This is a genomic window from Moritella sp. 36 (genome assembly GCF_018219415.1).
Classification (GTDB): Bacteria; Pseudomonadota; Gammaproteobacteria; order Enterobacterales; family Moritellaceae; genus Moritella.
This window is the reverse complement of sequence record NZ_CP056120.1, coordinates 309995-334639: the sequence shown is the minus strand read 5'-3', so window position 1 is coordinate 334639 and position 24645 is coordinate 309995. Positions and strand designations below refer to the sequence as shown.

Here is a 24645-nt window from a genome sequence, read left to right as displayed (position 1 = left end):
ACTCCAATTAAAAATCCAATAACTTTATAATTTGATTCGCCACAACTTTCGCACTTTGTTCGTCTGTTTTAACTGTAAAATCAGCAATCTCTTCGTACAAAGGATTACGAGCATCAGCTAATGTTTCCAGAACTTCACGTGGTTCTTCAGTTTGTAGTAAAGGGCGACGCTTATCGCGTGATGTTCTTACTAACTGCTTATCAATAGTTGTTTCTAAATAAACAACTACACCACGAGCAGAAAGGTAATTACGACTCTCATTACTTAAAATAGAGCCACCACCCGTTGCTAACACAATACCTTGCTCTTGTGTTAGATCGTCAATCACTTCCGCCTCACGAACACGGAAACCAGCTTCACCTTCAACATCGAACACCCATGAGATATCAGCACCTGTACGGCGTTCAATTTCATGATCCGAATCGATAAAGTCTAAATGCAACTGGCTCGCTAGTTGGCGACCAATTGTACTTTTACCTGCGCCCATTGGGCCTATTAGGAATATATTACGTTTTTCAGCCATTTTAACTCTTCAATAAATCTAAAGTAATAACACCCTTTTTCTTAGGGGCACCAGACCTACCTATAAAATGTCCTCTGATTGCAGCAACCAGTGATGAGACATTTGGCAACAGCCAAAATCAGCAACACCCGGTAAAAAAACCAGGTGATGACATTTCAGGCAGAAAAAGACCGCTATTTATATAGTTTTTACGGCCTTTTGTCAAAGGTAGGTTACAACGTATCCACTACCACTTTTGGTGTAACGAAGATTAACAGCTCTCGTTTTTGGTTAACATTCTTAGTACTACGGAACAATACACCTAACCAAGGGATATCACCGAGAACCGGAACTTTCGTTACAATCTTTTTAATTTCATGCTTAAATATACCGCCTAACACGATAGTTTCGCCATTCTCAACCAACACTTGCGTGCTAATAACTTGGGTATCAATGGAGACAGCTTCACCACCAACGGTTTTCACATCATCACCACGAGTATCCTGATTAATTTTCAAATCTAAGATTATTTTATTATCCGGAGTAATGTGTGGTGTAACTTGTAAACCCAATACCGCTTTTTTAAAGGCGATAGTGGTTGCACCACTTGAACTTGATTCAACATACGGGATTTCCGTACCTTGTTCAATATACGCAGACTTTTGGTCAGTAGTGGTAATTCTTGGACTCGCAATCACTTCAGCTTTTTGTTCTGCTTCTAATGCTGAAAGTTCTAAATCGAGTATCTGACCATTCGCTAATTCAGCAATCTGAAAAGCGATAGAACCAGCAGGTGATGCCACGGGTAAATTAACATTGAGTCTGTCACCAATAGCAGGTACATGACCACCAGCAGTAGCATCGTTACCTTCAATCGAACCCGATGATAAACCAAAGCCTCTGCCAATGTCAGTACTACCGCCTAGACCCCAACGGATCCCAAGTTCATCATCCAGATTATCAACTACAGACACCATTCTCGCTTCAATAACCACCTGGCGAACCGGAATGTCCAATACGTCAACAATCCGCCTCACATTAGCGATTGCTGTCGCTGTATCTTTAATTAATAGCGTATTCGTACGTGCATCAAAACTAACCGAACCCCGCGATGATAACAGACTAGAATCTTTTTGTGCTAAAAGCTTTGTGATATCAGCGGCTTTTGCAAAGCTAATCTGAATAAATTCTGATTGTAACTCAGCTAAATCTTCCACTTCTTTTTTACTGACAAGATCACGGCGCTCTAATGCCGATAATTCATCCGAAGGGGCAACCATCAGTACATTACCTTCAAGCTGCTTACTTAAACCTTTCACTTTCATGACAATATCAAGAGCCTGCTCCCATGGTACACTATCTAAACGCAGGGTGATATTACCATTCACAGAATCAGTGGTAACTAAGTTAAACTCATTAAAATCAGCGATTAACTGTAATACTGTACGCACAGGAATATCTTGGAAGTTAAGTGAAATCGCTTGTCCTTGATATTTACTGGTTTTTTCATCTGGATCTTGCTTAGTAATTTCAATCACAAAAATATTATCAGCTTGATCATAACGGTAAGTAAAATCATCACTCACGTCTAATTCAAACGCAGTCACACCTTCAGCATGAAAAGTTTCAATCGTGGTTACAGGTGTACCAAAATCAGCCACATCTAAAATATAGAGCAATTTTTTCAAAATAGCCGTACTGTGAAACTTTGCGATTAATTTATTGCCTTTACGTTGAATATCAACGGCCATAGAGCTGTTTTTCATGGTTAAAATTAACTTACCACTGCCATCATTACCAGTTCGAAAATCAATCCCGCGCACTTGGTTTACAAAACCGCTAACATCTTCTTCAACCGGTATAATCTCTTCAATTTTAGGCGACTGCACTGTCACTTGACGACCATCTTTAGTGACTAACAATGAAGGATTTACTGTCGCAGAAGGTACATCAAGGCTAACAATATTACTATCAATAACAGAGGCAGCTGGCAGCACTGCACTATTGCCGGTAGTGGCAACTGTCGGCTCAACAGCAAGCACCAAAGTATCCATATCCGCGGTATTATCTGTGATTTCAGGTACGGTCACATCACTAGTAAGTAAACCAAACGTTGCGATTAAGCTGTTATTAGTTTGAATGATTTGATACGGTACGAGTTCATCTAAAGCAATGGTAATTTTAAGGCCTAAATCAACACGTTCTGCTGCTACATTTAATACATTACCTTGTTCGATAACCACGGGGTTAAGTAGTAAGGTTGAGCTAGCATCCGGTACTAAAATAATTAATTGATGTGGTGAATATTGCAACTTATCTGCATATTCAACAACATTTTCACTAAACTCCAGTTCGAGCTCTAACTGCCCCTCTGCCAAAGCGTTTAAATGAATTTGTTTTAGTTGCGGTTCAGCAAAGCTGAAAGCAGAACATAAAATGGTCGTCCATAACACCAAAATTTTTGCTATTTTGGCACATCTTACATGTGATTTAGTCATTTTATCATCCCTGAAAATGGCTTAACTGTGGTCTTGGTTACTGAGTGGAATTTGGGTCGTACGTACTTGCCAGCATCCCTTTCCTGTTAATATCAACTCAGAAAGTTCAATATAGTTTTTAGTAATATCGAGTATTTCACCGTGATTAAGTCCAATATAATCACCTGGTGAGACTCTAAATATTTCCCCCGAACTTGCTCTAATCAATCCCCAAAGGTGTTTATCACTTCCAAGGGTGCCATGCATGTCCAAATTATCTAATGAGTAAGTTTCTAACGGTCCTTTAATCCGCGCAAAATTAGGCTGCGGACAATCTTGTGGAAACGGTGTTTCTGCTTTTACCGATTCCGGACGAGGATTTGAAAAGGGATTACGCGCCCCTGTTTCAGAATAATGTAAAGCTACAAAGCTTTCCATATCCGGTACACTTTCAATTTGAACCATTTTACGCGCTTTAACTTCATTAATATAATCAACAAGATCCTGATTATCCGTGGTACAACCACCTACCGTCAGAGATAGAAAAATTAGGCTACTAATACGCTTCATTTATCCCCCTTATAACGATAAGTACGGGCAATCATATTCACTTTGAGTAATTCCCCTTGCAACTTAGTAATAGTGAAATCTTCTAGCGTTACAATCCGTGGCAACGCTGCAATATCACTGGTAAACTGACCAAGTTGATGAAAAGTCCCTATCACTTCAAGATTAACGGGTACTTCATAAGAAAAGTCTCGTTTTACTTCCTGCAACCATTTGAATTTACGTAATTGCAAACCATTATGCTGACCAATATAGCTCAAATCATCAAGCAATCCAGCTGTCTCACTTTTGGATGGTAACTGCCTAAGCATACTGTTAAATAAATTTTCCATTTCCGACATCTGATCGGTATATAAACTTAAGTTACCAGCAAGACTTGCTTTTGCTTCAAACTGTAACCTTAAACTCGCCTCTTTCTTTTCAAGATTATCGAGTGTTTGTAGTGAAGTCGAAATAAAAACCCAATAAAATAACGCAGCAATTAACACTGAAAATATAATATTAATGGCTATTTTAGCGGGCTTAGGCCAATTACCAAGATCTTCAAGATCAAGTTCATTAAGTTCCTGTAAATTCATTCTAGCTCTCCCTCATCCGTCATCATTGGCGTTACCGAAAATCGCATTTCAAAACGATTTCCTTCTGCTTCTGACAAAGCAATAATGGAGTCTAAATTACCATCACTGAGCCAAGTTGATTCCTCAATATTTCGCAATAATACCGCAAGACGCGTATTCGAATCACTGGTGCCATTTATTTTAATAATGTCATTTTTAAACGTGAGAGTGGCGAGATTAACACCGGCTGGAACCAATTGCGGCAAGGTGTTCATTAACTGTGTTGGAGTATTGCGACTACGCTGTAAACTTTGAATTAAATCAATACGTTCTTGTAGTTTATCTTTACGCCCTCGTAACTCTTTAATTTTACCTAGTTTGACATCAATAACTTGCATCTCTTGCATCAACAAGGCATTACGTTGCTTTTGATTACTGATGTAACCACCAACCACCATATTTAATATCATCATAACCAACAAGGTAACACCTAGGCTCATGCCACTTAAGGTAAAGAAACGCTGCTGTCGGGACTTTTTCTCGGTTTCTCGCCAAGGTAGAAGATTAATATTTGACATTATAAAGCCCTCATCGCTAAACCAAGTGCCACCATATAACGAGGACCATTAGCGATTAAACGCGCTTTATCTTCGACATCTTCAGAATAATCAAATTGTGCAAAAGGATTCGCGACCCGAGTAGTAATCCCCAATTCGTTTTCAACTTGTTGAGCCAACTCCATGATTAATGCAGAGCCACCACTCAATGTGATCATATCAATCTTTTGTAACGATCCTGAGTTAGTAAACAATTGTACATTACGACGGATTTGTTGGATGCATGCAGTTATATAAGGGGCGAGAACATCAATGTCGTAATCCAACGGCAAGTTTTGAGCGAGTTTCATTTTCTCTGCTTCGTCACGCTTTAAACTATAATGCTCGCTGATTGTTCGCGTGTAATTTTCGCCACCAAAATTTTGCACACGAGAATAAATCGACTCACCCTGATGCAACATTGAAAAAATAGTCATATTGGTGCCAATATCTATTGCAGCAACCACCTTGCTATCATCTTGTAATTCAGCCAAACGTAAATAAAGATCATGAGATCGTGCTAACGCATGTGCAGCTACATCGACAATTTGAGGGATAAAGTCATTTTCTTCTAAACAGCCCGCTAATGAAGTAACGCTTTCGGTACGAGTAGCACTCAACAACACATTATGCTTGCTGGGATTATTGTCATTAACGCCTAATATTTCAAAATCTAGGCTGATTTCGTCAAGCGGAAATGGAATTAAACTCTCCGCTTCCAGTTCGATATGCATTTCAAGCTCTGGGCCAGAAAGGTCTGTATCAACATATATAATTTTTGTAATAACATTCGTACCAGATACGGCAGTAGCAGCTTGTTTATAACGGAAAGGAAAATCTTGACGCACTTGTTGCAACACATTAATTAATGCTTCTATATCTTGCAATTGGTGATCAACGACACATCCTTTTGGCGTTGCAACCTCTGATACCATATCTACCACATAATGCTCTGATCGCTTAGACAGCGCTAGGGCTTTTACGGACGATGATCCAAAATCAACTCCGATCATTGCCACTGTCTGATTCCTTTTAAACAGCTTTAGCATGATGACCTTCAACTCTATGTAATAACAATGAATTTTACTTGTTAATTATTTGTTACAAACAAAGCATACAGTCTTAAATGTATTAGGTCTATCATAAAGAACTCGTACTATTTCACAAAACAGAGATATAATGGTTAATCCTTGGTAAATCATTGTGGAAATTATTGTGAAATGGGCTAAACGATTATCCGTATTTATATTGGTTAGTGGGTTATTAGGAATAGCGAGTATTTTTGCGCTTTATTTCTATATTAAGCCAGAACTACCTGATGTTAGTAGCTTAAAAACGGTACAGCTGCAAACACCAATGAAGGTCTACAGCCAAGATGGTAAACTGATCTCGCAATTTGGTGAAAAACGGCGTATCCCTATAGAGATTGACGATGTCCCGCCCTTAATGATCAAGGCATTTCTTGCTACAGAAGATAACCGCTTTTATACCCACCCAGGCATAGATCCAATTGGAATCATACGCGCAGCCAGCATTATGATTATGACAGGTGAACGTAAACAGGGTGCGAGTACCATCACCCAGCAGGTTGCTAGAAATTTCTTTTTAACCCGAGAAAAAACCTTTATTCGTAAGATTAAAGAGATCTTTTTAGCGTGGCATATCGAACAAAATCTCACTAAAAATGAAATCTTAACGCTATATCTTAATAAGATCCCTCTCGGTTACCGCTCGTTTGGTATTGGTTCCGCAGCACAAGTTTATTACGGTAAAACGTTAGATGAGTTAACCCTAGCCCAAATGGCGGTCATTGCCGGATTACCAAAAGCTCCTTCTGCATTAAATCCAATCCGTTCACCAAAGCGCGCCAAAGCACGTCGTCACACAGTATTATTACGCATGCTAGACGAGAACTATATTACTCAAGCGCAATTTGAAGAAGCGAACAATACCCCTATCACAGGTAAATATCACGGTGCAGAAATTGACTTATCTGCGCCTTATTTAGCTGAAATGGTACGTAGTGAAATGATTTCACGCTATGGTGAAGATAAAGCCTACACCCAAGGCTTTAACGTTTATACGACAGTACTCAGCGATCGCCAAACTGCAGCAACCACTGCATTGATAAATAACCTACTCAATTATGACTTGCGCCACGGTTATCGTGGGCCCCTTGGTCAAGCTTGGACTAATGATGAAGTACTAAGCAACGAAGATATCTTGTTATTGCTTAAAGATAAGCCAAGTTATAAGCCACTACAGCCAGCCGTTATCATGACTGTAAAAGAGCAACAAGTTGAAGCTTTACTTGCCAATGGTGATCAAGTTACCGTGAGTTGGAATGGACTGAAATGGGCTCGTCCATTCATTTCTGATAAAAAACAAGGTCCGGCACCGCAAACAGCAGATTCGATCGTCAACGCTGGTGATATAGTACTATTACGTCCAATGTCAGTGAACAACAAGCAAAATCAGTGGATGCTGGGTCAGATCCCTGATGCAAGTTCTGCATTCATCGCCATTGATAATAAAGATGGAGCCATTGAAGCCTTAGTGGGCGGCTTTAATTATCAACAGAGCAAGTTTAACCGCGTGACGCAAGCTGAACGTCAAATTGGCTCAAACATCAAGCCATTTGTTTATTCGGCTGGTTTAGCACAAGGTGCAACGCTCGCAACTCTTATCAATGATGCGCCTATTAACCAATGGGATCCACGAGCAGGTACAGCCTGGCGACCAAAAAACTCACCACCAACATATAATGGGCCAACGCGTTTACGTTTAGGTTTAGCACAATCAAAAAATGTAATGTCAGTACGTTTATTCCGTCAAGTCGGTCTGAGCAACGCCATTAATTACATGGCAAAATTCGGTTTTGATAAAAGCAAACTACCACGTGATGAGTCATTAGCATTGGGCTCTGCATCTTTAACTCCGCTTGAAGTTGCAGTTGCGTTCGCAACATTTGCGAACGGTGGCTTTAAAGTTGAACCTTACTTTATTGACCGTATTGAAAGTGCCAATGGTGAACTCCTTTATCAAGCAGCACCAAAGCAAGCCTGCCTAACGTGCGAAAAACAAATTGCGTTAAACACTGATGATCCTGAATATTGGTCAAAAATTGAAGGTGATGCACACGCCCTCTGTGATATAGCGCCTTACGGTACATTACAAGTTGCTCCGCGTATTATTACTGAACAGAATGCATTCTTAATGCGTCAAGTGATGGCGAGTGTGATTTGGGGCGGCGGTAGTTGGCGTCATAAAACTGGCTGGAATGGGACAGGTTGGCGTGCAGCTAGTGCACTAAAACGCCATGATCTTGGTGGTAAAACAGGTACAACAAATGAAGCAAAAGATGCTTGGTTTTCTGGCTTTAATCCAGACCTATCAGCAACAAGCTGGATTGGTTTTGATGATCATCGCCGTGAATTAGGTCGTGTAAGCCGCAATATTAATTTGGATAAACATCAGATTATCGGTGGTGAAGCGGGTGCAAAAACAGCCCAACCGGCTTGGATTGCGTTCATGAAATCTGCGCTAAAAGGGATCCCAGAGCGCCCGAATGTACTACCTGAAAACATTGTGCAAGTCCGTATTGATCGTAAATCAGGCTTGTTAACGTATAAGTCTGATTATACTTCCCGTTTTGAATACTTTATCCAGGGTACGGAACCAACGGAATATGTTAACAATCAAGATGTTGACTCTTCATTTGAACGCATCAATGAAAACAGTGATGAGGCGGAAGAATCACTGGATGACTTATTTTAATGCCAATTGCATTAAACAAATAAACTAAAAATGGCGCTGCTTTATTTTAAAGTAGCGCCATTTTATATCTACACTCTAGCCACCGCTCACTAATCAGCAGGGTTTATATCAAGCGATGGTTGCAGTCACTTGTTTATTAATCACTTGCGCAATATCGTTAAAACAAGGACGTCTTACCGAACCCTTACGGTATAATAAAACAATACGTCGAATAGGCTCAGGTTCAGTCAATTTTATATATTCAACACCTTCGGTAAAGCGGTTGCGAGGTATCGCAAGATGCGGTAATAAAGTAATCCCAGCTTCTGCTGCAATCATGTGACGCAACGTTTCCAAACTTGTCGCTTTAAAACTCGGATCTTCTGTTGCACCTGCGGTAAAGCAATAGTCCATAGCTTGATCACGTAAACAATGACCATCTTCCAACATTAAAATATGCTCACCACGTAACTCCGATAAATCAACACGGTCACGCCCCTTAAAGCGATGTGAACTTGGGACAATAAGCTCTAATGGTTCTTTATATAACTCAATATGACCGTACTTTTCCATACCCGGTAAATAAGCCAATAGCAAACAATCCAACTCACCTTCATCAAGTTGTTTTAATAATTCATTCGTTTGATTTTCATGTAAAAACATATCCAAATCTGGAAATTTTTTCTTCATAGACGGTACGATTAGCGGTAATAAATACGGTGCAACTGTTGGAATCAAGCCTATATGAATGGCCCCAGCGGTCGGGCTGGCATAGCTCTTCGCTATTTCTTTAATGGCTTTCGATTCTAATAATACCGTACGAGCTTGATCCGCAATTTGATCTCCAGCAGGCGTAAACAATACCTTTCTTGATGTACGCTCAATTAAAATAACATCCAGCTCATCTTCTAACTTTCGGATCTGGCCACTGAGTGTAGGTTGACTAACAAAGCATTTTTCAGCGGCTTTTCTAAAGTGCTTTAACTCTTGTAGCGCGACAAGGTATTCTAAATCTCTTAAGTTCATATCGACCCAACTTAAACGGTAATAACAATGAAATAACTAAAAACGATTTGTACATACTATCAATAAAACATTAATTACCACACCCTTTATCACCAAAAACACACAACAAATTGATCATAAATAAAAATATTATAACCATTTGTGACAATTGACACTTCTCAGGCGTTAAAATTATCGGTATTATCATAACCCTACTCAAAATTAACATTTCAGCAACATACCTCCGAGTGTTGATTTAGAGAATAAAGCACACTTATTCAGTAACGGATTACTGTCGTAGCAATAATAAGGATTTTATATGCGCTTAAAAAAGTTAAGTTTCTTAACTATTTTACTGCTATCTCTCGGCTTAACTGGCTGTGGTAGTGATAACTTAGACGCAGCCACAAGTGGCTCTGGTAATACTAATAATGGTACAGACTCCGGTGATAATGGAAACTCCAGTGGCGATACTGATAACGGTAGTAACGAAGATACCGTTTACACTGCCAGTGGTAATTTATTACCTAAGGTTATCCAACGTGGACAAACATTTACTTTCAACTATTACTTAGATAAAACACCTGACGCTGCCGTTATTTACGATATTGACATTGTTGGTACAGCCGTCCAAGGTACAAGCGAAGATTACACCATCAGTAATGCATCAACCCTCACCTTTGCTAAAGGCTCGACGACAACAAGCCTCACTATCACCACCTATCAAAAAAGTGATGTATATGATGCGCGAACCCTGTCATTAACGTTTACTGGTAATGTCGGTGAACCAGCAACAATTAATCTGCTAATCTCGGGTAATGTTTATCTTAATGATACTGGCATTACAGCTTATTCTGATGGTAGTACTTTCGATATACAAACTCAAACTAATGATAAATATAAGCAACAGGATGCTGCATATGGTCTTGATATCATCATTAACTCTGCAGCAACAGAACCGGACACTGGAGATAATAAGGATAATACAAAACAACTTTATAAAAACTTATTTGACGTAAATCCAAGTGATTCAGAATATAAAGGCAAGGCAGGATTTCGCTTCGTGAAAATAGCGAATAATGGAATGCCAGTTGTTGCCAACAGTAATAATTACGAGTGTGTGACTGATGAAGTAACAGGATTAACTTGGCAGGTAAAAGGCCCACGTAATATCATTACTCATGAGGCAAAAGCAGACCCATCCGATCCAGACGTTTTTACAATGGCCAACGGACAAAATTATAAAGCAGCTAATTTTCACTATCCTTGGATGCCATCGGCATTGGGTACAGCAGGAAGTGGATGGGCCTCAGGTCTAAATGACGCGACATTAGATGAAGGCGCCGAAGAAGGGGCGCATAATGCAAATCAGGCATGTGGCTACTTAGGCGGCGAGCGCAATGATGGTCAGCCTCTATACTGTTCAACCGGCAGTTATGCGGACGAAGTTAATCGACTTGGCGCTTGTGGTAAAACAAACTGGGTTGTACCTAGCGTTGAACAATTACGCAGTATCCTCAATTATAATGACGTCGTTGATTACTCTACCGTTACAGGTACCCAAAATCATGCATTTGATGACTCTTTCTTTGATTGTAAAAGTACGGATAATTGCGTTATCGACAAAAGCTATATTACTGAATGTGCTTTTATTCTGGATAGTGATGGTAATCCAGCTCCAGATGCTGATGGTAACCCAAAGATTAGCTGCATACAGCTAGAGACTCCGGAGTCAGACCCTGTTTATTGGACTGCAAATCAAGTAAAAGATTCGGAACAGCTCGCGTGGTGCGTAAACCTACAGACAGGTAGCGTGAATAAGTGCCATAAAAAAGAGCATCATAGAGTATTAGTTGTCAGTAGCAATGTACCTACTGAGTTCTTCACCCCTGTAGCCACAACAGATGATTCAACTGAGTAGGAGCAAATAATATGAAAACCTCAAAATTGTTACTTATTAGTACCACTTTATTTACTGCGAGTACTTTTGCTGCCTCAGATCCCGTTAACTTAAACTGTGACCCTCGATTAGATCAGGAATATTCAACATTCGAATTTATTGATAACCTCAATGGTACAGTGACAGATTTACGGACCAGCCTTATTTGGGCAAAATGTACCCTTGGTCAAACTTATATTTTAAGTACAAACTCTTGTTCGAGTGTTGGTGCTGAAAATTATCTAGACTGGGGAGATGCGCTATCCGCTGCAGCATCTTATGAAGTGAATAATATTTCAGGCTGGCGCATGCCAAATATTAAAGAGTTAGGTTCCTTGGTTGATCGCAGTTGCGCTGCACCAACAATTAACTTAACGCTGTTTCCGAATACGGTATCAAGTATTTATTACTCCAGTACCCCCTTTAAAGGCAGTGGTGTTCATGCAAATTATGACCATCTTGTATCGCGAGTCATTAATTTTTCTGATGGCACAGAAATGCCTCTAACGACACCAGAAAGTTCGAACACTAGCTACGTAGTACGGGCTGTAAAGGGCGGTTATAACTAAACTTTGAATGATTCAAGATCAACAACGGCGAGCTTAGCTCGCCGTTTTCATTTCATACTAGCGATTATGTATGCAAGGTTAAATAAGCGCTAATTCAACCATGGCTGCACGAATTTCATCTTTAGTACCTTGCGTCAATTCAATCACAGGTAAACGGCACTCAGGTTCACACAAGCCTAATAACGACACTGCATACTTGACACCTGCCGGGCTAGTTTCTTTAAACATTAAGTTATGTAGCGTAATCAAACGATCTTGCAGTTCTCTCGCTTCTACATATTTACCCGCAAACGTTAATTCCTGCACTTCTGCATACAGTTTTGGCGCCACATTAGCTGACACAGAAATTAAGCCATTACCACCAGACACATTATAAGCAACCGTTGTGCAATCATCTCCAGATAGGAAAGAGAAATCACCTTTAATTAATTGACGCTCTAACCAAGGACGCGACAGATCACCTGTTGCATCTTTAATACCGACAACATTTTCGAGCTCCGCCATACGCGCTAACGTTTCAGGTTGGATATCAACAATTGCACGGCCTGGAATATTATAAACAATGATAGGTAAGTCATTATTATCGTTAATTGCTTTAAAATGTTGATATAAACCTTCCTGGCAAGGTCGGTTATAATAACCAGCAACATGTAACGTCGCGATAGCACCCGCCGCTTGCGCATGATTAGAAAGTAGGATTGCATCAGTTGGGTTATTTGAACCTGCACCAGCGATAACCGGTAAACGACCAGCAGCTTGATTCACCACAATATCAAGGATCTGGCAATGCTCTTCTAATGAAAGTGTTGGGCATTCCCCCGTTGTACCCACAGCAACAATACCATGCGTACCTTGCTCTACATGCCAGTCAACAAGGTTACGTAATGCTGGTTCATCAATTTCATTATTTTTAAACGGGGTAACCAAAGCAACAATTGAGCCTTTAAGTAATTCTTTCATTGCTGATTTATCGGTGACCGTTGAGTTAACACTCATAGAAGCTCCATTTCGATTATAAAAAAACCTCGATTACATAAATTGCGGTCGAGGTTTCTATAGGGATTTATATGTTCTCGAGTCACATGCTACATTAGCTTTAATTTGCCTTGTTTATCTTGTTTTCGTTTAGAATTAAGCATGTATTGAACTCGTATAGTTTGAAAAATTATTTATAAAACTGATTGTGTATCATTCAATAATTCTTCATTCACCGCAAAATGTCAAGCGGGTTAAGCATAAGAAAAAACAAAGAAGACCATCCCACAAGGTAAAGCGATACTTAAGTAACGCCAAGGTGCATAGTCAGCAAACCGAAAGGAGAGGATATTGAAGTAATTTGGGTATATACTCTCCGGCCAGATCTTCGACCAAATTAAGTAAAGAGTCCAGACCCATGATCAGCAATAGCTATACCCCAGCAAGTCAATTACTCGAACGTAATACTGCACATTTTGAAGATAAAGACCTGTTGATTGCGGGTTACATCGAAGACACATTTCCTGCTGAGTTAGCAAAAATAGCTAAAAAAGTAACGCTATTCAGCTACGATTACTCTGCTAAGCTACATTATGATAATGTCAGCAATATTGATAATCATTGCTCTACAGAATATCAAGCAGTTAAGAAACACCAAGTAGCATTGATTTATATGTCAAAATCAAAAGCAGAAGTAGAGTACCTATTAGCCAACATTACAGAGCATCTTGAAGATGACGCGATGATCTTCATGGTTGGTGAAAATAATGCAGGTATTCGCAGTGCCAATAAATTCTTTGCCCCTTATGGCGATATTTGTAACAAACTAGATGCGGCACGTCGTAGCTCACTGTTTGTAACTCAATTGAATAAACCTGTGGCTAAATTTGTGCAAAGTGATTGGATCACGACATTCCCAATGACAGTGAAAGGGATCGAGCTAACCGTATGTACATTACCGGGGGTATTTAGCCACGGTAAACTAGATACAGGCAGTAATATTCTACTTAATAACCTACATAAAAAACCATCAGGTCGTGTGCTTGATCTTGGTTGTGGTGCAGGTATTATCGGTAGTTATATCGCGAAACGTTTCCCTGAAAGCAAGGTTGAAATGACAGATATTAGCGCGCTTGCAGTTAAATCAAGTCAATTAACATTAGCGGCAAATGAATTAGCGGGTAAAGCTTACCTTTCTGATGTGTATTCTGATATTAGTGGTAAGTTTGATTATATTATTTCTAACCCACCGTTCCATGCAGGTTTAAAAACACATTATGCAAGTACTGAAACATTCTTAAAAGAAGCGCATAATTACATTAATCCACGCGGTCATTTAGTCTTAGTTGCAAATAGCTTCCTTAAATACCCAGAAATCATCGAAGCTGCCTTTGGGCATTGCTTACTACAAATAAAATCATCTAAATTCGCAGTCTATTATGCTAATAAATAAGTCCGCGAATAAATAGTTACGCTAATAACGCATTGCGTTAATAAATAGTATAAACAAAAACGCCCATCACAATTCGATTGTGATGGGCGTTTTACTATTAACAAAACGTTATTTATCTTGAATTCAGATACAGCGTTTAAGCTAAACTTACCAATCTAATTAAGCATCTCTTGCTTCTACAGATAACTCGTCAATACGCTTTTTCATAATCGCGTGTACGTCCGTTGATAATTTTCTTACCGAACGACGTTCTAATCCCACCGTTGGAATCGGTGCCATGATCTCAATAATCACTTCGCCATTATCCCAGCGGTTTAAATTTATTTTGTTATGCGTATTTGAGCAACACACTGGCACAATCGGTACTTCCGCTTGCATTGCAGTGTGGAATGCGCCGGTTTTAAACGGTAATAAACCACGGCCACGGCTACGCGTACCTTCGGCAAACATCCAAATACTCAAGTGACCTTTACGAATACGATCCGCAACCTCAGAAATAGTACCGACCGCTTTACTTTTGTTATTACGGTCAATCAAAATATTACCCGATAACCAATATACAAAACCAAAAATAGGTACCCAAACTAAGCTTTTCTTACCGACTGATACTGTCCCTGGTTGTACTGCAGCAGTCATGGTCATCAAATCAAAATTATTTTGATGATTACCAACAAATACATACGGTCCACCATCATTCAAATCCGCAGGTTTCCGCACAATTAGTTTAACGCCCATAAGTCGTGCCAAACGAGAGAAGTTTCGCGCCACACATGCCACGTGTTTTGGATTTCTAGGTTGTAAGCTAAAGCGCAATACGCTCATGATCAATAAATAGATCATAAATAGCATGACCAAGACTAAACGACTAATTAATAACATTTGTAACCCTCTTATAACATGGCACTGAGTATACCTAGCCGATACTCAGTGTACAAGCGTTAGCTGAATCGTTCATCCACGATTTCTAACGTATCAACACGCTGTAATCCGCGTGGCAACTTAAACCCACGACGTCCACGTTCACCTTTATAGTGTTCTAAATCAGCGGGTTTCAACGTTAATTTACGCTTACCAGCATAAAGCGTTACCGATTGCCCATCAGGAACTATCGTCAACATTTGTACAAATTCTTCACGACTTTTTACGCGTGCTGACGGAATATTCATTAACTTATTCCCTTTACCTTTCGATAATAACGGTAATGATGATAGAGGGAAAATCAGCATCCGCCCTTCGTTAGAGATAATTAAACAGTGATCAGTCGTTATATCTGTCACCGCTTGTGGTTCAATCACCAAACCGCCAACTGGCAAGGTTAATAATGCTTTACCGTTTTTATTACGACTAACCATGTCACTAAACTTACCAATGAAACCATAACCCGCATCAGAACTCAGTAAGAACTGTTGGTTATCTTCAGCCATGATAGCGTGGGTAAAGGTTTTCCCCGCAGCTAACGTAAAGCGGGTCGTTAATGGTTCACCCTGACTACGCGCAGATGGTAATGTGTGCGCATCAAGTGCAAACGAACGACCACTTGAATCTATAAATACCGCAGGACAGTTACTGCGTCCTTCTGCGGCATCTTTATAACCGTCACTGGCTTTATAACTGAGTCCTTTAGCATCCACATCATGACCCTTGGCACAACGTGCCCAACCTTGTTGTGATAACACCACCGTCACGGCTTCATTTGGCATTAATTCTTTTTCGGTTAACGCTTTCGCTTCTTTACGCTCGATGATCGGTGAACGGCGCTCATCACCGAATTTCTCTGCATCTGCGATTAACTCTTTTTTCACTAATGTCGCTAAACGGCGATCTGAACTTAATAGTTGCTCAAGTTTATGGCGTTCGGTGTTTAATTCACCTTGCTCACCACGAATACGCATTTCTTCTAACTTGGCTAAGTGACGAAGTTTAAGTTCCAGTACTGCTTCTGCTTGTTTAACCGATAAATCAAAACGTGAAATTAACTCAGTTTTTGGATCATCATAGTTGCGAATGATTTCAATCACTTCATCAATGTTTAAGAATGCGATTAATAAACCGTCGAGCATATGTAAACGTGCAAGTACTTTATCCAAACGGAATTGCAGACGACGACGTACCGTAGTACGACGGAACTCCAACCATTCTAATAATATTTTCTTTAAACCTTTAACTTGCGGTTTGTCATTCAAGCCAATCATGTTCAAGTTAACACGGTAGTTTTTTTCAAGATCAGTACTGGCAAATAGATGCGCCATTAGCTGCTCGATATCGATGCGGTTAGAACGTGGTATGATTACTAATCGCGTTGGGTTTTCATGGTCAGACTCATCACGCAAATCAGCCACCATCGGTAATTTTTTCGCCTGCATTTGTGCAGCAATTTGTTCTAAAATTTTACCGCCAGACACTTGATGAGGCAGCGCGCTAATCACGATATCGCCACTTTCAATACCGAATACCGCACGCATTTTAATGCTACCCTTACCAGTTTCGTAGATCTTAGCGATATCTTTTTCTGGGGTGATAATTTCTGCTTCAGTCGGGTAATCGGGACCTTTCACATACGCCATCAATTCTGACAGCTCAGCTTTTGGCTTATCAATCAAATGCAGGCATGCATTCGTCACTTCACGCACGTTATGTGGTGGAATATCAGTTGCCATACCAACCGCAATCCCGGTTACTCCATTAAGTAAGATATGCGGTAAACGTGCCGGTAATAATTGAGGCTCTTTCATAGTGCCATCAAAGTTAGGTAACCAGTCAACGGTACCTAACCCTACTTCACCGAGTAATACTTCCGCAAACTTAGATAATTTAGCTTCGGTATAACGCATTGCCGCAAATGATTTAGGATCATCTGGCGCCCCCCAGTTACCCTGACCATCGACTAATGGATAACGATAAGAGAAAGGTTGCGCCATAAGTACCATGGCTTCATAACAAGCACTATCGCCATGCGGATGGTACTTACCGAGTACGTCACCAACAGTACGTGCTGATTTTTTATATTTAGCCCCTGCGTGTAAACCCAGTTCTGACATTGCGTAAGTGATACGACGTTGTACTGGCTTTAACCCGTCACCAATATGAGGCAAGGCACGATCCATAATCACATACATGGAATAATTCAAATATGCTTGCTCAGTAAATTCCCTTAGCGGTTGCTCTTCGACACCCTCTAAGCTCATATCAATAACGTCAGTCATCAAGATTCCTGTTATTTAGAATAAAGTAAAAATTTCACATTCAAAGGCGAAAACAACATATGCTATTTTTCAGCATTTATACTATGATAAAACGCGCAATAAAATTATCTTAGATAATAACAAAAAATTGTATTGTTTAGTGCCGTTATAGATAGTTATTTCAACTATAACGCGCCAATATTATTATTATCTAAAGTGACTTAATTAGCTCAAAATCCGATTAAAAACACAAATGACAGGAAATTAATCATGGGGAACAGTGCATTATATTCTCTTATCGAAAAAACTAAATTATTATTTCCATCATTGACAAAACGCGTTAATGCGTTAAGTAGTACATATCAGACGCTGCCCAGTGTTCACCGAAAATTACTGCCCTTATTATCACTGGCAGTAATCGCGTTACTCATTATTCCAATATCAGATGACGCGACGAATAGTGAAGATACGATCAACGAACGCAAGTCAATCGAACTGACGATCACAACGACACAAAATGTAGCAAATAAAGCGGGCTTAGGACAGAGTCAAACCCGTAATACGCCGCCACCAGTACAAATTAAAGTGCTCGATCCTGAAAATATCGATGGAGAATGGCGCGCGCATGTCATTCGAAAAGGAGATTCTGTTTACCGGATTTTTCGTCAGTATGATATTCCCTCCGCTGTACTCCATGATTTAATCGCATTGCGTACACCCGCGCGATACATTACGCAAGTGAAACCGGGACAGATCATGTCATTTTATATCTCGACGACAGGTAAGCTAATACAGCTTCGCATTAGTGATGTAGATAGTGAGCCAGCGCTATTTTCGTTACGTGAAGATGGCAGTTATATTTATCAGTAAGATCCTATATAGATAATAAAAGAACAGGGTAACTCAAGCACACACTTGATTACGCCTGACTCTTTTACATTTTCCTCTGAGTCCTGTCGCACTCTACGCTGAATTCAGTCTTAGCTCGGTTCAATTTTAGCAATATAATAATTAACAGAAATAGCAGCAGAGATAAGTCCCATGCCAATAGCGGTCATGAACAACAACATTATCTCGCTAAAAACTAATCCTTCAATCGTAAATTCAGTGTTATATAACTGAGCAAGATTAAGGACAGTATCTTCCATCCAATACACCATGAATATAGTCACTAACCAAGCTAAAATCCCTCCGATAGCACCATACCAAAATCCGGTATATAAAAATGGCCGTTGCACAAATGCATTCGTGGCACCCACCAATTTTAATACTTCAATTTCGGCTCGATTAGATAAGATGTTTAACCGTATGGTATTACCGGTTATTAATAACACTGAACTTAATAATAGTACTGATACCACGAATACCGCATCACTGAAGATAGAGATAATACCTTCTAGGCGTGCTAACCACATAATATCCAACTTGCCTTGTTGAACTTCCGGTTCGCGCTCTAACTTCGCTAATAGCTCTTGGGCGGCAATTGAGGTGCGGTAATAAGGTTTAGGCGTCACCACGACCACTGCCGGTAATGGGTTATGATCTAACAGTGTCAATGCCGAAACTAATCCAGAAGAGCGCTTAAATTCGTCCATGCCTTGTTCTTTGGAAATGTACTCAAAAGTATCGACTTCTTTGTAAGTTTTTAATCGGTGCAATAAATTTTTATAACGCGATTCAGGTAGGTCTTTCTTCAAGAATAGATTAATATCGGTCGGGCTAGTCCAGCCTTCACTGACTGTTTGACTATTTTTTAATACGACATACAGGGTACTCGGCAAGGCTAAACTGACGCCAAGAACTAGCATAGTCATTAAGGATGCAATGGGCGTACGCCATACGTCGGTCAAACTCGATATCGCTTGGTGGATATGCTGCTGACAACGAATTTGGATACGCTTAATAAATGATACATCAGGTCGATTGGGTTGCTTATTCATGTTAAATCCCTTGTAACTCGTCATTACACATCTCACCACGCCTAATACGTAAGGTGCGATAGCGCATTTTAGCAATCAAACCCAAGTCATGAGTGGCAATCAATACCGAAGTGCCAGTGCGATTGAATTCTTCAAACAGTTTGATAATTTCCATCGATAGTTGTGGATCCAAATTACCAGTAGGTTCATCGGCCAACAACAATTTAGGACGAGAAATAATAGCACGAGCAATGCCCACACGTTGTTGCTCACCACCAGAAAGCATGGGCGGGTAACACTTGGCTTTATTGTATAAACCCACTTTATCTAATGCCGCCAACACTCTGTTGTTAACTTGTTTGGCAGTATAACCTTTGATAATCAGAGGTAATGCAACATTGTCAAATACGGTTCGATCAACTAATAAGCGATGATCTTGAAAAATAATACCTATATCTCGACGTAAAAAGGGGATCTCAGATTTGCTAATTTTAGTGACGTTACGACCATTTAAGGTGATCTCACCAGCGGTTGGTCGTTCTAGCATGCTGATTAGTTTTAATAAGGTACTTTTACCAGCACCCGATGGGCCCGTTAAAAAAGCCATTTCACCTTTTTCAAGATGAAAATTTACCTTTTGTAGTGCACTAAGGCTGCCAGGGTAAACTTTAGATACATTATCAAACCGAATCATGATGACCGTGTCCTTGGTATATTTTTATGAACATTAGAATAGTAAAACCAAATACTCATCGTATGATCGATGAGTATTTGGTCAATATATGATTAACAGCACCTGCTATAAGCAGTGATAGCAACGTGATCTCGCTGTATTAACCTTATTATTTTTGTTCTTCAGTACTAAAGAGCGCATCAATAAACTCTTCAGAATTAAAGGTACGTAAATCATCAATACCTTCACCAATACCGATAAAGCGAATTGGGATCTGGAATTTATCTGCTACCGCAAAAATAACACCACCTTTCGCTGTTCCATCTAACTTAGTTAGAGTAATGCCGGTAAGACCTACGGCTTCTTTAAATAGTTCCGCTTGGCTTAAGGCATTTTGACCGGTACCTGCATCAATCGTTAACATGATCTCGTGCGGCGCAGTCGCGTCGTGTTTTTTCATCACACGCACAACTTTCTTCAGCTCTTCCATTAGATGCGCTTTGTTTTGCAAACGACCCGCAGTATCTGCGATCAGTACGTCTACATCTTTTGCAGTTGCCGATTGCATGGCATCAAATAGCACCGAAGCACTATCCGCACCTGTGTGTTGTGCAACCACAGGGATGCCGTTACGATCACCCCATACTTGTAATTGCTCAACCGCTGCGGCACGGAATGTATCACCTGCAGCCAGCATCACAGATTTACCTTCGCCTTGGAATTTCTTCGCCATTTTACCGATAGTCGTGGTTTTACCCACACCATTCACACCAACCATTAAGATCACGTGTGGTTTGTTGTTACTGTCGATTTCTAACGGCTGCTCAACTTTTTTCAACATTTCCGCCATATCTTTTTTCAAGATATCGTACAAAGCTTCAGCATCTTTTAATTCTTTACGCGAGGCTTGCTGCGTTAAGTTATCAATGATGCGAGTCGTTGTCGCGACACCAAGATCAGCAATTAATAGTTGCTCTTCGAGTTCTTCGAATAACTCATCATCGATATGCTTACCGCGGAAGAAGTTTTTAAAACCACTACCGATATTACCTTTGGTACGTGATAAACCACGTTTTAAGCGGGTAAAGAATTTATCTTTTGGTTCTTCATCAGCAACATCATCTGCGCGATCATCAATAACAGCGGTAACTTCAGTTACAGGCGCACTTTCAGTGTCGACAACAGGAGCGGTCTCGATAGCCGTTGCCGTTGTTTGAACCTCATCTGTAATCTCAATCGTCGCTGGCGTAGCGACAATATCTGTTACTTGTTCGTCTATCGTTTGTTGCGGTTGCGCCTCGGCTTGTTCCGTGTCCTGTTTTAATTGTTTCTTTTTGCCAAACTGGTACCACTTTGGAGCGTCAACATCCGCACTGTCAGTCTCTGTCGTTTCAGCGCTAGTCGCGTCAATAACACGTTCTTCAGCGTTATCAATAGTCGTAGTTTCTACCACCTCAACGTCTGTTTCAGTTATCTTAGTATTGCTAACTTGAGCGCTGTCAGTTTGAATACTGTCAATTACGTTATCCTGTTGAATATCTTCATTATTTACTAACACTTCATTTTCATGTGTGTCTTCTGCTTCTTTTTTACCGAAGCCAAACCAATTTTTCATGCCTTTCTTTGCCATTTTCGGAAAACCTTACTTTCAGCAGCATTGACCTGCTACAATGACTCAATATCGATATAATTAAACTTCACCTACAAGTGACAGTGTGATCCGGTATCATCCCGAGCACTGAAACTTGCATTTCTAAGTTGCTTGAGTATATTACCATTATTCTGTCCAGACAAAGAATTACTATGGCAAAATCTAACAGCAAACAACAAAATCAACGTCCTTCTGGACAAATTCGGATCATCAGTGGCCAATGGCGCGGCCGAAAACTCCCCGTTAAAGATGTTATTGGTCTAAGGCCCACCACAGACCGAGTGAAAGAAACCGTGTTTAACTGGTTATCACCTTATGTCCGTGACAGCCATTGCTTGGATCTTTTTGCTGGAAGTGGCGGATTAATCTTTGAAGCTTTATCCCGCTATGCTGAAACGGGTCTACTGTTCGAAAAGGACGCTGACGCAGCGGCACAACTACAACAAAACATTAATTTATTAAAAGCAGAGAATGCCCAGTTAGTACGTGGTGATACGCTGCAGTTACTAACCAAGGTACCAGTACAGCGCTATGATCTGGTGTTTATTGACCCACCTTTTCGTCAGGCTTTGTTAGAAGAGTGTTGCGCTAAGCTGGAAGAAAACAATTGGTTAAGCGCCGATGCAGTAATTTATATCGAGCGTGAAAAAGAACTTAATCAAGTTAAGCTACCAGCTAATTGGACAATATTAAAAGAAAAACAAGCGGGACAAGTTTGCTTTGAGTTGTATCAGCGTCAGCAATAGCGACCAGTAAGCGTGAATAAATATTAACTCGCGGTTAACCTACCGTTAGCAGTCGATACTGGCGTGGTGATATACCCACCAGCTTTTTAAAATAGCGCCCCATGTGGCTTTGGTTAGCAAAGCCACACTGTAACGCAATGTCAGCCATACTCGCCTGCCCAGTACGCATACTTAACTTCGCTTGCTCTATCCGAATAGCTAACAAGTATGCTTGTGGTGTTTGCGCCATACTTTGTTTAAACATCCGGCAAAAATGATATTCACTTAATTGAGCTAACTCTGCCAGTTCCGCAAGGTAAACCTGACGGTAAAAATTCGCCTGCATATAATCACATACCAACGCCGTAACTTTGGGTGATAGCCCGCCTTTCACCGGTGCAGTAAGTTTAGTGATGCTCATATTTTGCAACATCGACACTAAAATAGTGTTAGTCACTTGTTCCATGGCGAGATGATCATCGCCACTGCGCCAATCACTCGTCGCCATACAATGACGAAACAAAGCTTCGGTTGCCACATCATTGGTAAAGGTTAATTCCGGCAGTTGTAACATGCGCGGATCAATATCAAACACTTTCAAGGCTAATTGCTTAAGGTAATCATCACTGAAATATAAGTGCATGAATTGCTGCGTTTGCCCCAGTTGCCAATGGCTTTCAGAGTCTTTCGGCATTAAACAAAATTTACCAGGCGCACCAAATCCTGAATCGACATCGGTACGGTGGGTTTCATAACCACCCGACATGTACAAACTCAAGGTGTGCTGCTTATCATTCACATAATATAAGCGTTCATGTTCATTTTGATAATGCGCCCACGACAGTGCATCCGTTAATGACGTTTGTCGTAAACAGATCTTACTGGGCGATTGTTCAAAGCTAGTTGCACTGGTCTCAAGTTGAGGTAAGGCAATATCCAGCGGGTCCATTACAGGCTTTATTAAAGGCATAACAAAATACTACCATTAATGTCAGATTGCTCAACTGATACCGTGATCATGCTAATAATTAAACCGCAATATTGTGTTAGTTTTACCGACATCGTGATATTTCCAACATCAAAATACTTTCATAATGCAGACTAATTAATTGTGGGCGTAATAAAGAAGGAGCCGCTATGTCAGCACTACTCTATGTTTCAATGATATTTATTTGGGGGTTTTCGTGGATATCAATCAAGTGGCAACACGGTGATGTGCCAATGGAAGTCTCAATCTTTTACCGCTTTGCAATTGCCGCAGCGGTCATGTTTGTTGTCGGTAAACTTTGGGGAAAACTACAACCAGTAAAACGTAAAGACCATGCTTTTTTGGCATTCCAAGGCGTGTGTTTATTCTGTTGTAATTTCCTCGCCTTTTACAGTGCGACTTTGTATATTCCCAGTGGTTTAGTGGCGGTATTTATGGCAAGCGCGCCAGTATTCAATGCCTTTCACAGTAAGCTGTTTTACAAAACCCAAACCAATGCTAATTTCTGGTTAGGTGCCATATTGGGGCTTGCTGGTATTAGCTTGTTGTTTGCAGGTGATTTACTGCAAACAGATTGGTCGCAAGGTACGTTGTACGGGCTGTTATTTGCCCTACTGGGCACTTGGTGTTTCTCGATGGGTAATATGCTTAGCATACGTAATACCAAGAATAATGTGCAGCCCTTCACTGCCACCAGCTATGCCATGGTTTATGGTTGTATTGCCTTGTTATTGATTATTTTAGTCCGTGGCATTTCGTTTGAATTTACCATGAGCACGCAATATATTGGCAGTTTATTATATCTGGCCATTCCAGCATCGGTTCTTGGTTTTACTTTTTATCTTATCCTAGTCGATCGTTTAGGTGCCAGTAACGCCGCTTATATTTTAGTTATCACTCCGGTTGTAGCCTTAAGTGTTTCTGCGGTATTTGAAGATTATCACTGGACGCTATATTCAACGCTGGGACTGGGACTGGTGATATTAGGCAATGTATTAACCCAACGTAAAAAATCGTTGCTAGTACGTACTAAAGTACAATCATTACAGCCGCATTAATCATTACAGGTAAATGTATTAACAATACTTTATAAAAATGCCCGTATCGTTAA

At 40.3% G+C, this 24645-nt stretch carries 21 protein-coding genes; 7 read left to right on the top strand and 14 right to left on the bottom strand.

Annotation, left to right across the window (positions count from 1 at the left end; all coding sequences use genetic code 11):
* Positions 1-7: 7 nt before the first annotated feature.
* From aroK to pilM, 6 genes are all read right to left on the bottom strand, one after another.
* Complete coding sequence (gene aroK, locus HWV03_RS01515; protein WP_211673772.1) at positions 8-523, bottom strand: shikimate kinase AroK; 516 nt, start codon at positions 521-523, stop codon at positions 8-10.
* A gap of 212 nt (positions 524-735) precedes the next feature.
* Positions 736-3000, bottom strand: a complete 2265-nt coding sequence (locus tag HWV03_RS01510) for a type IV pilus secretin PilQ (RefSeq protein WP_211678185.1) — start codon at positions 2998-3000, stop codon at positions 736-738.
* Positions 3001-3021: 21 nt separating this feature from the next.
* Entirely contained in the window at positions 3022-3549 is a 528-nt protein-coding gene (locus HWV03_RS01505; protein ID WP_211678184.1) for a pilus assembly protein PilP, read from the bottom strand.
* Positions 3546-4124: a type 4a pilus biogenesis protein PilO gene (locus HWV03_RS01500; RefSeq protein ID WP_211678183.1), complete on the bottom strand. Its 579-nt coding sequence runs from the start codon at positions 4122-4124 to the stop codon at positions 3546-3548. The genes HWV03_RS01505 and HWV03_RS01500 overlap by 4 nt, the downstream gene beginning before the upstream one ends.
* A complete protein-coding gene (locus HWV03_RS01495) occupies positions 4121-4681 on the bottom strand; it encodes a PilN domain-containing protein (protein ID WP_211678182.1) in 561 nt (186 codons plus the stop codon). The genes HWV03_RS01500 and HWV03_RS01495 overlap by 4 nt, the downstream gene beginning before the upstream one ends.
* Positions 4681-5712 carry a type IV pilus assembly protein PilM gene (gene pilM / locus HWV03_RS01490; RefSeq protein ID WP_255547168.1) on the bottom strand — a complete coding sequence of 344 codons (1032 nt, stop codon included), beginning with the start codon at positions 5710-5712 and terminating at the stop codon, positions 4681-4683. Before pilM ends, HWV03_RS01495 begins: the two co-directional genes overlap by 1 nt.
* Before the next feature lie 190 nt (positions 5713-5902).
* Here pilM and HWV03_RS01485 point away from each other — a divergent pair, with 190 nt between their 5' ends.
* The gene (locus tag HWV03_RS01485; RefSeq protein WP_211678180.1) at positions 5903-8476 is read left to right on the top strand and encodes a penicillin-binding protein 1A; all 2574 of its coding nucleotides are present in this window, start codon (positions 5903-5905) and stop codon (positions 8474-8476) included.
* A gap of 108 nt (positions 8477-8584) precedes the next feature.
* Here the strand turns inward: HWV03_RS01485 and oxyR are convergent, their stop codons facing one another.
* On the bottom strand, positions 8585-9481 hold the full coding sequence (gene oxyR, locus HWV03_RS01480; protein ID WP_211673765.1) for a DNA-binding transcriptional regulator OxyR: 897 nt from the start codon (positions 9479-9481) through the stop codon (positions 8585-8587).
* Between the two features lie 298 nt (positions 9482-9779).
* Here oxyR and HWV03_RS01475 point away from each other — a divergent pair, with 298 nt between their 5' ends.
* A complete protein-coding gene (locus HWV03_RS01475; RefSeq protein ID WP_211678179.1) occupies positions 9780-11381 on the top strand; it encodes an Lcl domain-containing protein in 1602 nt (533 codons plus the stop codon).
* 11 nt (positions 11382-11392) lie between these two features.
* On the top strand, positions 11393-11968 hold the full coding sequence (locus HWV03_RS01470) for an Lcl C-terminal domain-containing protein (protein ID WP_211678178.1): 576 nt from the start codon (positions 11393-11395) through the stop codon (positions 11966-11968).
* 78 nt (positions 11969-12046) lie between these two features.
* Here the strand turns inward: HWV03_RS01470 and dapA are convergent, their stop codons facing one another.
* Complete coding sequence (dapA, locus tag HWV03_RS01465; RefSeq protein WP_211678177.1) at positions 12047-12964, bottom strand: 4-hydroxy-tetrahydrodipicolinate synthase; 918 nt, start codon at positions 12962-12964, stop codon at positions 12047-12049.
* A 397-nt stretch (positions 12965-13361) separates the two neighbouring features.
* Between dapA and rsmC the strand changes: the two genes are divergently transcribed.
* Positions 13362-14396, top strand: coding sequence for a 16S rRNA (guanine(1207)-N(2))-methyltransferase RsmC (gene rsmC / locus HWV03_RS01460; protein WP_211678176.1), 1035 nt, complete (start codon positions 13362-13364; stop codon positions 14394-14396).
* A 159-nt stretch (positions 14397-14555) separates the two neighbouring features.
* Here the strand turns inward: rsmC and HWV03_RS01455 are convergent, their stop codons facing one another.
* A complete protein-coding gene (locus HWV03_RS01455; RefSeq protein WP_211678175.1) occupies positions 14556-15275 on the bottom strand; it encodes a 1-acylglycerol-3-phosphate O-acyltransferase in 720 nt (239 codons plus the stop codon).
* A gap of 59 nt (positions 15276-15334) precedes the next feature.
* Positions 15335-17599, bottom strand: coding sequence for a DNA topoisomerase IV subunit A (parC, locus tag HWV03_RS01450; protein ID WP_211678174.1), 2265 nt, complete (start codon positions 17597-17599; stop codon positions 15335-15337).
* 249 nt (positions 17600-17848) lie between these two features.
* Between parC and HWV03_RS01445 the strand changes: the two genes are divergently transcribed.
* Positions 17849-18448, top strand: a complete 600-nt coding sequence (locus tag HWV03_RS01445; RefSeq protein WP_211678173.1) for a LysM-like peptidoglycan-binding domain-containing protein — start codon at positions 17849-17851, stop codon at positions 18446-18448.
* Between the two features lie 110 nt (positions 18449-18558).
* Here the strand turns inward: HWV03_RS01445 and ftsX are convergent, their stop codons facing one another.
* The 3 genes from ftsX to ftsY form a co-directional block, all read right to left on the bottom strand.
* On the bottom strand, positions 18559-19518 hold the full coding sequence (ftsX, locus tag HWV03_RS01440) for a permease-like cell division protein FtsX (protein WP_211678172.1): 960 nt from the start codon (positions 19516-19518) through the stop codon (positions 18559-18561).
* 1 nt (position 19519) lies between these two features.
* Entirely contained in the window at positions 19520-20191 is a 672-nt protein-coding gene (gene ftsE, locus HWV03_RS01435) for a cell division ATP-binding protein FtsE (RefSeq protein ID WP_045112086.1), read from the bottom strand.
* Between the two features lie 148 nt (positions 20192-20339).
* The gene (ftsY, locus tag HWV03_RS01430; protein WP_211678171.1) at positions 20340-21800 is read right to left on the bottom strand and encodes a signal recognition particle-docking protein FtsY; all 1461 of its coding nucleotides are present in this window, start codon (positions 21798-21800) and stop codon (positions 20340-20342) included.
* A 173-nt stretch (positions 21801-21973) separates the two neighbouring features.
* Here ftsY and rsmD point away from each other — a divergent pair, with 173 nt between their 5' ends.
* Complete coding sequence (gene rsmD / locus HWV03_RS01425) at positions 21974-22567, top strand: 16S rRNA (guanine(966)-N(2))-methyltransferase RsmD (RefSeq protein WP_211678170.1); 594 nt, start codon at positions 21974-21976, stop codon at positions 22565-22567.
* A 34-nt stretch (positions 22568-22601) separates the two neighbouring features.
* Here rsmD and HWV03_RS01420 read toward each other — a convergent pair whose 3' ends face one another.
* A complete protein-coding gene (locus HWV03_RS01420; protein ID WP_211678169.1) occupies positions 22602-23516 on the bottom strand; it encodes an AraC family transcriptional regulator in 915 nt (304 codons plus the stop codon).
* 167 nt (positions 23517-23683) lie between these two features.
* Between HWV03_RS01420 and HWV03_RS01415 the strand changes: the two genes are divergently transcribed.
* The gene (locus HWV03_RS01415) at positions 23684-24592 is read left to right on the top strand and encodes a DMT family transporter (protein ID WP_211678168.1); all 909 of its coding nucleotides are present in this window, start codon (positions 23684-23686) and stop codon (positions 24590-24592) included.
* The last annotated feature ends 53 nt before the right edge of the window (positions 24593-24645 follow it).

Excerpts from the sequence above, each read along its gene's own strand:
- aroK (WP_211673772.1), bottom strand. The coding sequence starts at position 523 with ATGGCTGAAAAACGTAATATATTCCTAATAGGCCCAATGGGCGCAGGT.
- HWV03_RS01510 (WP_211678185.1), bottom strand. The coding sequence starts at position 3,000 with ATGACTAAATCACATGTAAGATGTGCCAAAATAGCAAAAATTTTGGTG.
- HWV03_RS01505 (WP_211678184.1), bottom strand. The coding sequence starts at position 3,549 with ATGAAGCGTATTAGTAGCCTAATTTTTCTATCTCTGACGGTAGGTGGT.
- HWV03_RS01500 (WP_211678183.1), bottom strand. The coding sequence starts at position 4,124 with ATGAATTTACAGGAACTTAATGAACTTGATCTTGAAGATCTTGGTAAT.
- HWV03_RS01495 (WP_211678182.1), bottom strand. The coding sequence starts at position 4,681 with ATGTCAAATATTAATCTTCTACCTTGGCGAGAAACCGAGAAAAAGTCC.
- pilM (WP_255547168.1), bottom strand. The coding sequence starts at position 5,712 with ATGATCGGAGTTGATTTTGGATCATCGTCCGTAAAAGCCCTAGCGCTG.
- oxyR (WP_211673765.1), bottom strand. The coding sequence starts at position 9,481 with ATGAACTTAAGAGATTTAGAATACCTTGTCGCGCTACAAGAGTTAAAG.
- HWV03_RS01475 (WP_211678179.1), top strand. The coding sequence starts at position 9,780 with ATGCGCTTAAAAAAGTTAAGTTTCTTAACTATTTTACTGCTATCTCTC.
- HWV03_RS01470 (WP_211678178.1), top strand. The coding sequence starts at position 11,393 with ATGAAAACCTCAAAATTGTTACTTATTAGTACCACTTTATTTACTGCG.
- dapA (WP_211678177.1), bottom strand. The coding sequence starts at position 12,964 with ATGAGTGTTAACTCAACGGTCACCGATAAATCAGCAATGAAAGAATTA.
- rsmC (WP_211678176.1), top strand. The coding sequence starts at position 13,362 with ATGATCAGCAATAGCTATACCCCAGCAAGTCAATTACTCGAACGTAAT.
- HWV03_RS01455 (WP_211678175.1), bottom strand. The coding sequence starts at position 15,275 with ATGTTATTAATTAGTCGTTTAGTCTTGGTCATGCTATTTATGATCTAT.
- parC (WP_211678174.1), bottom strand. The coding sequence starts at position 17,599 with ATGACTGACGTTATTGATATGAGCTTAGAGGGTGTCGAAGAGCAACCG.
- HWV03_RS01445 (WP_211678173.1), top strand. The coding sequence starts at position 17,849 with ATGGGGAACAGTGCATTATATTCTCTTATCGAAAAAACTAAATTATTA.
- ftsX (WP_211678172.1), bottom strand. The coding sequence starts at position 19,518 with ATGAATAAGCAACCCAATCGACCTGATGTATCATTTATTAAGCGTATC.
- ftsE (WP_045112086.1), bottom strand. The coding sequence starts at position 20,191 with ATGATTCGGTTTGATAATGTATCTAAAGTTTACCCTGGCAGCCTTAGT.
- ftsY (WP_211678171.1), bottom strand. The coding sequence starts at position 21,800 with ATGGCAAAGAAAGGCATGAAAAATTGGTTTGGCTTCGGTAAAAAAGAA.
- rsmD (WP_211678170.1), top strand. The coding sequence starts at position 21,974 with ATGGCAAAATCTAACAGCAAACAACAAAATCAACGTCCTTCTGGACAA.
- HWV03_RS01420 (WP_211678169.1), bottom strand. The coding sequence starts at position 23,516 with ATGCCTTTAATAAAGCCTGTAATGGACCCGCTGGATATTGCCTTACCT.
- HWV03_RS01415 (WP_211678168.1), top strand. The coding sequence starts at position 23,684 with ATGTCAGCACTACTCTATGTTTCAATGATATTTATTTGGGGGTTTTCG.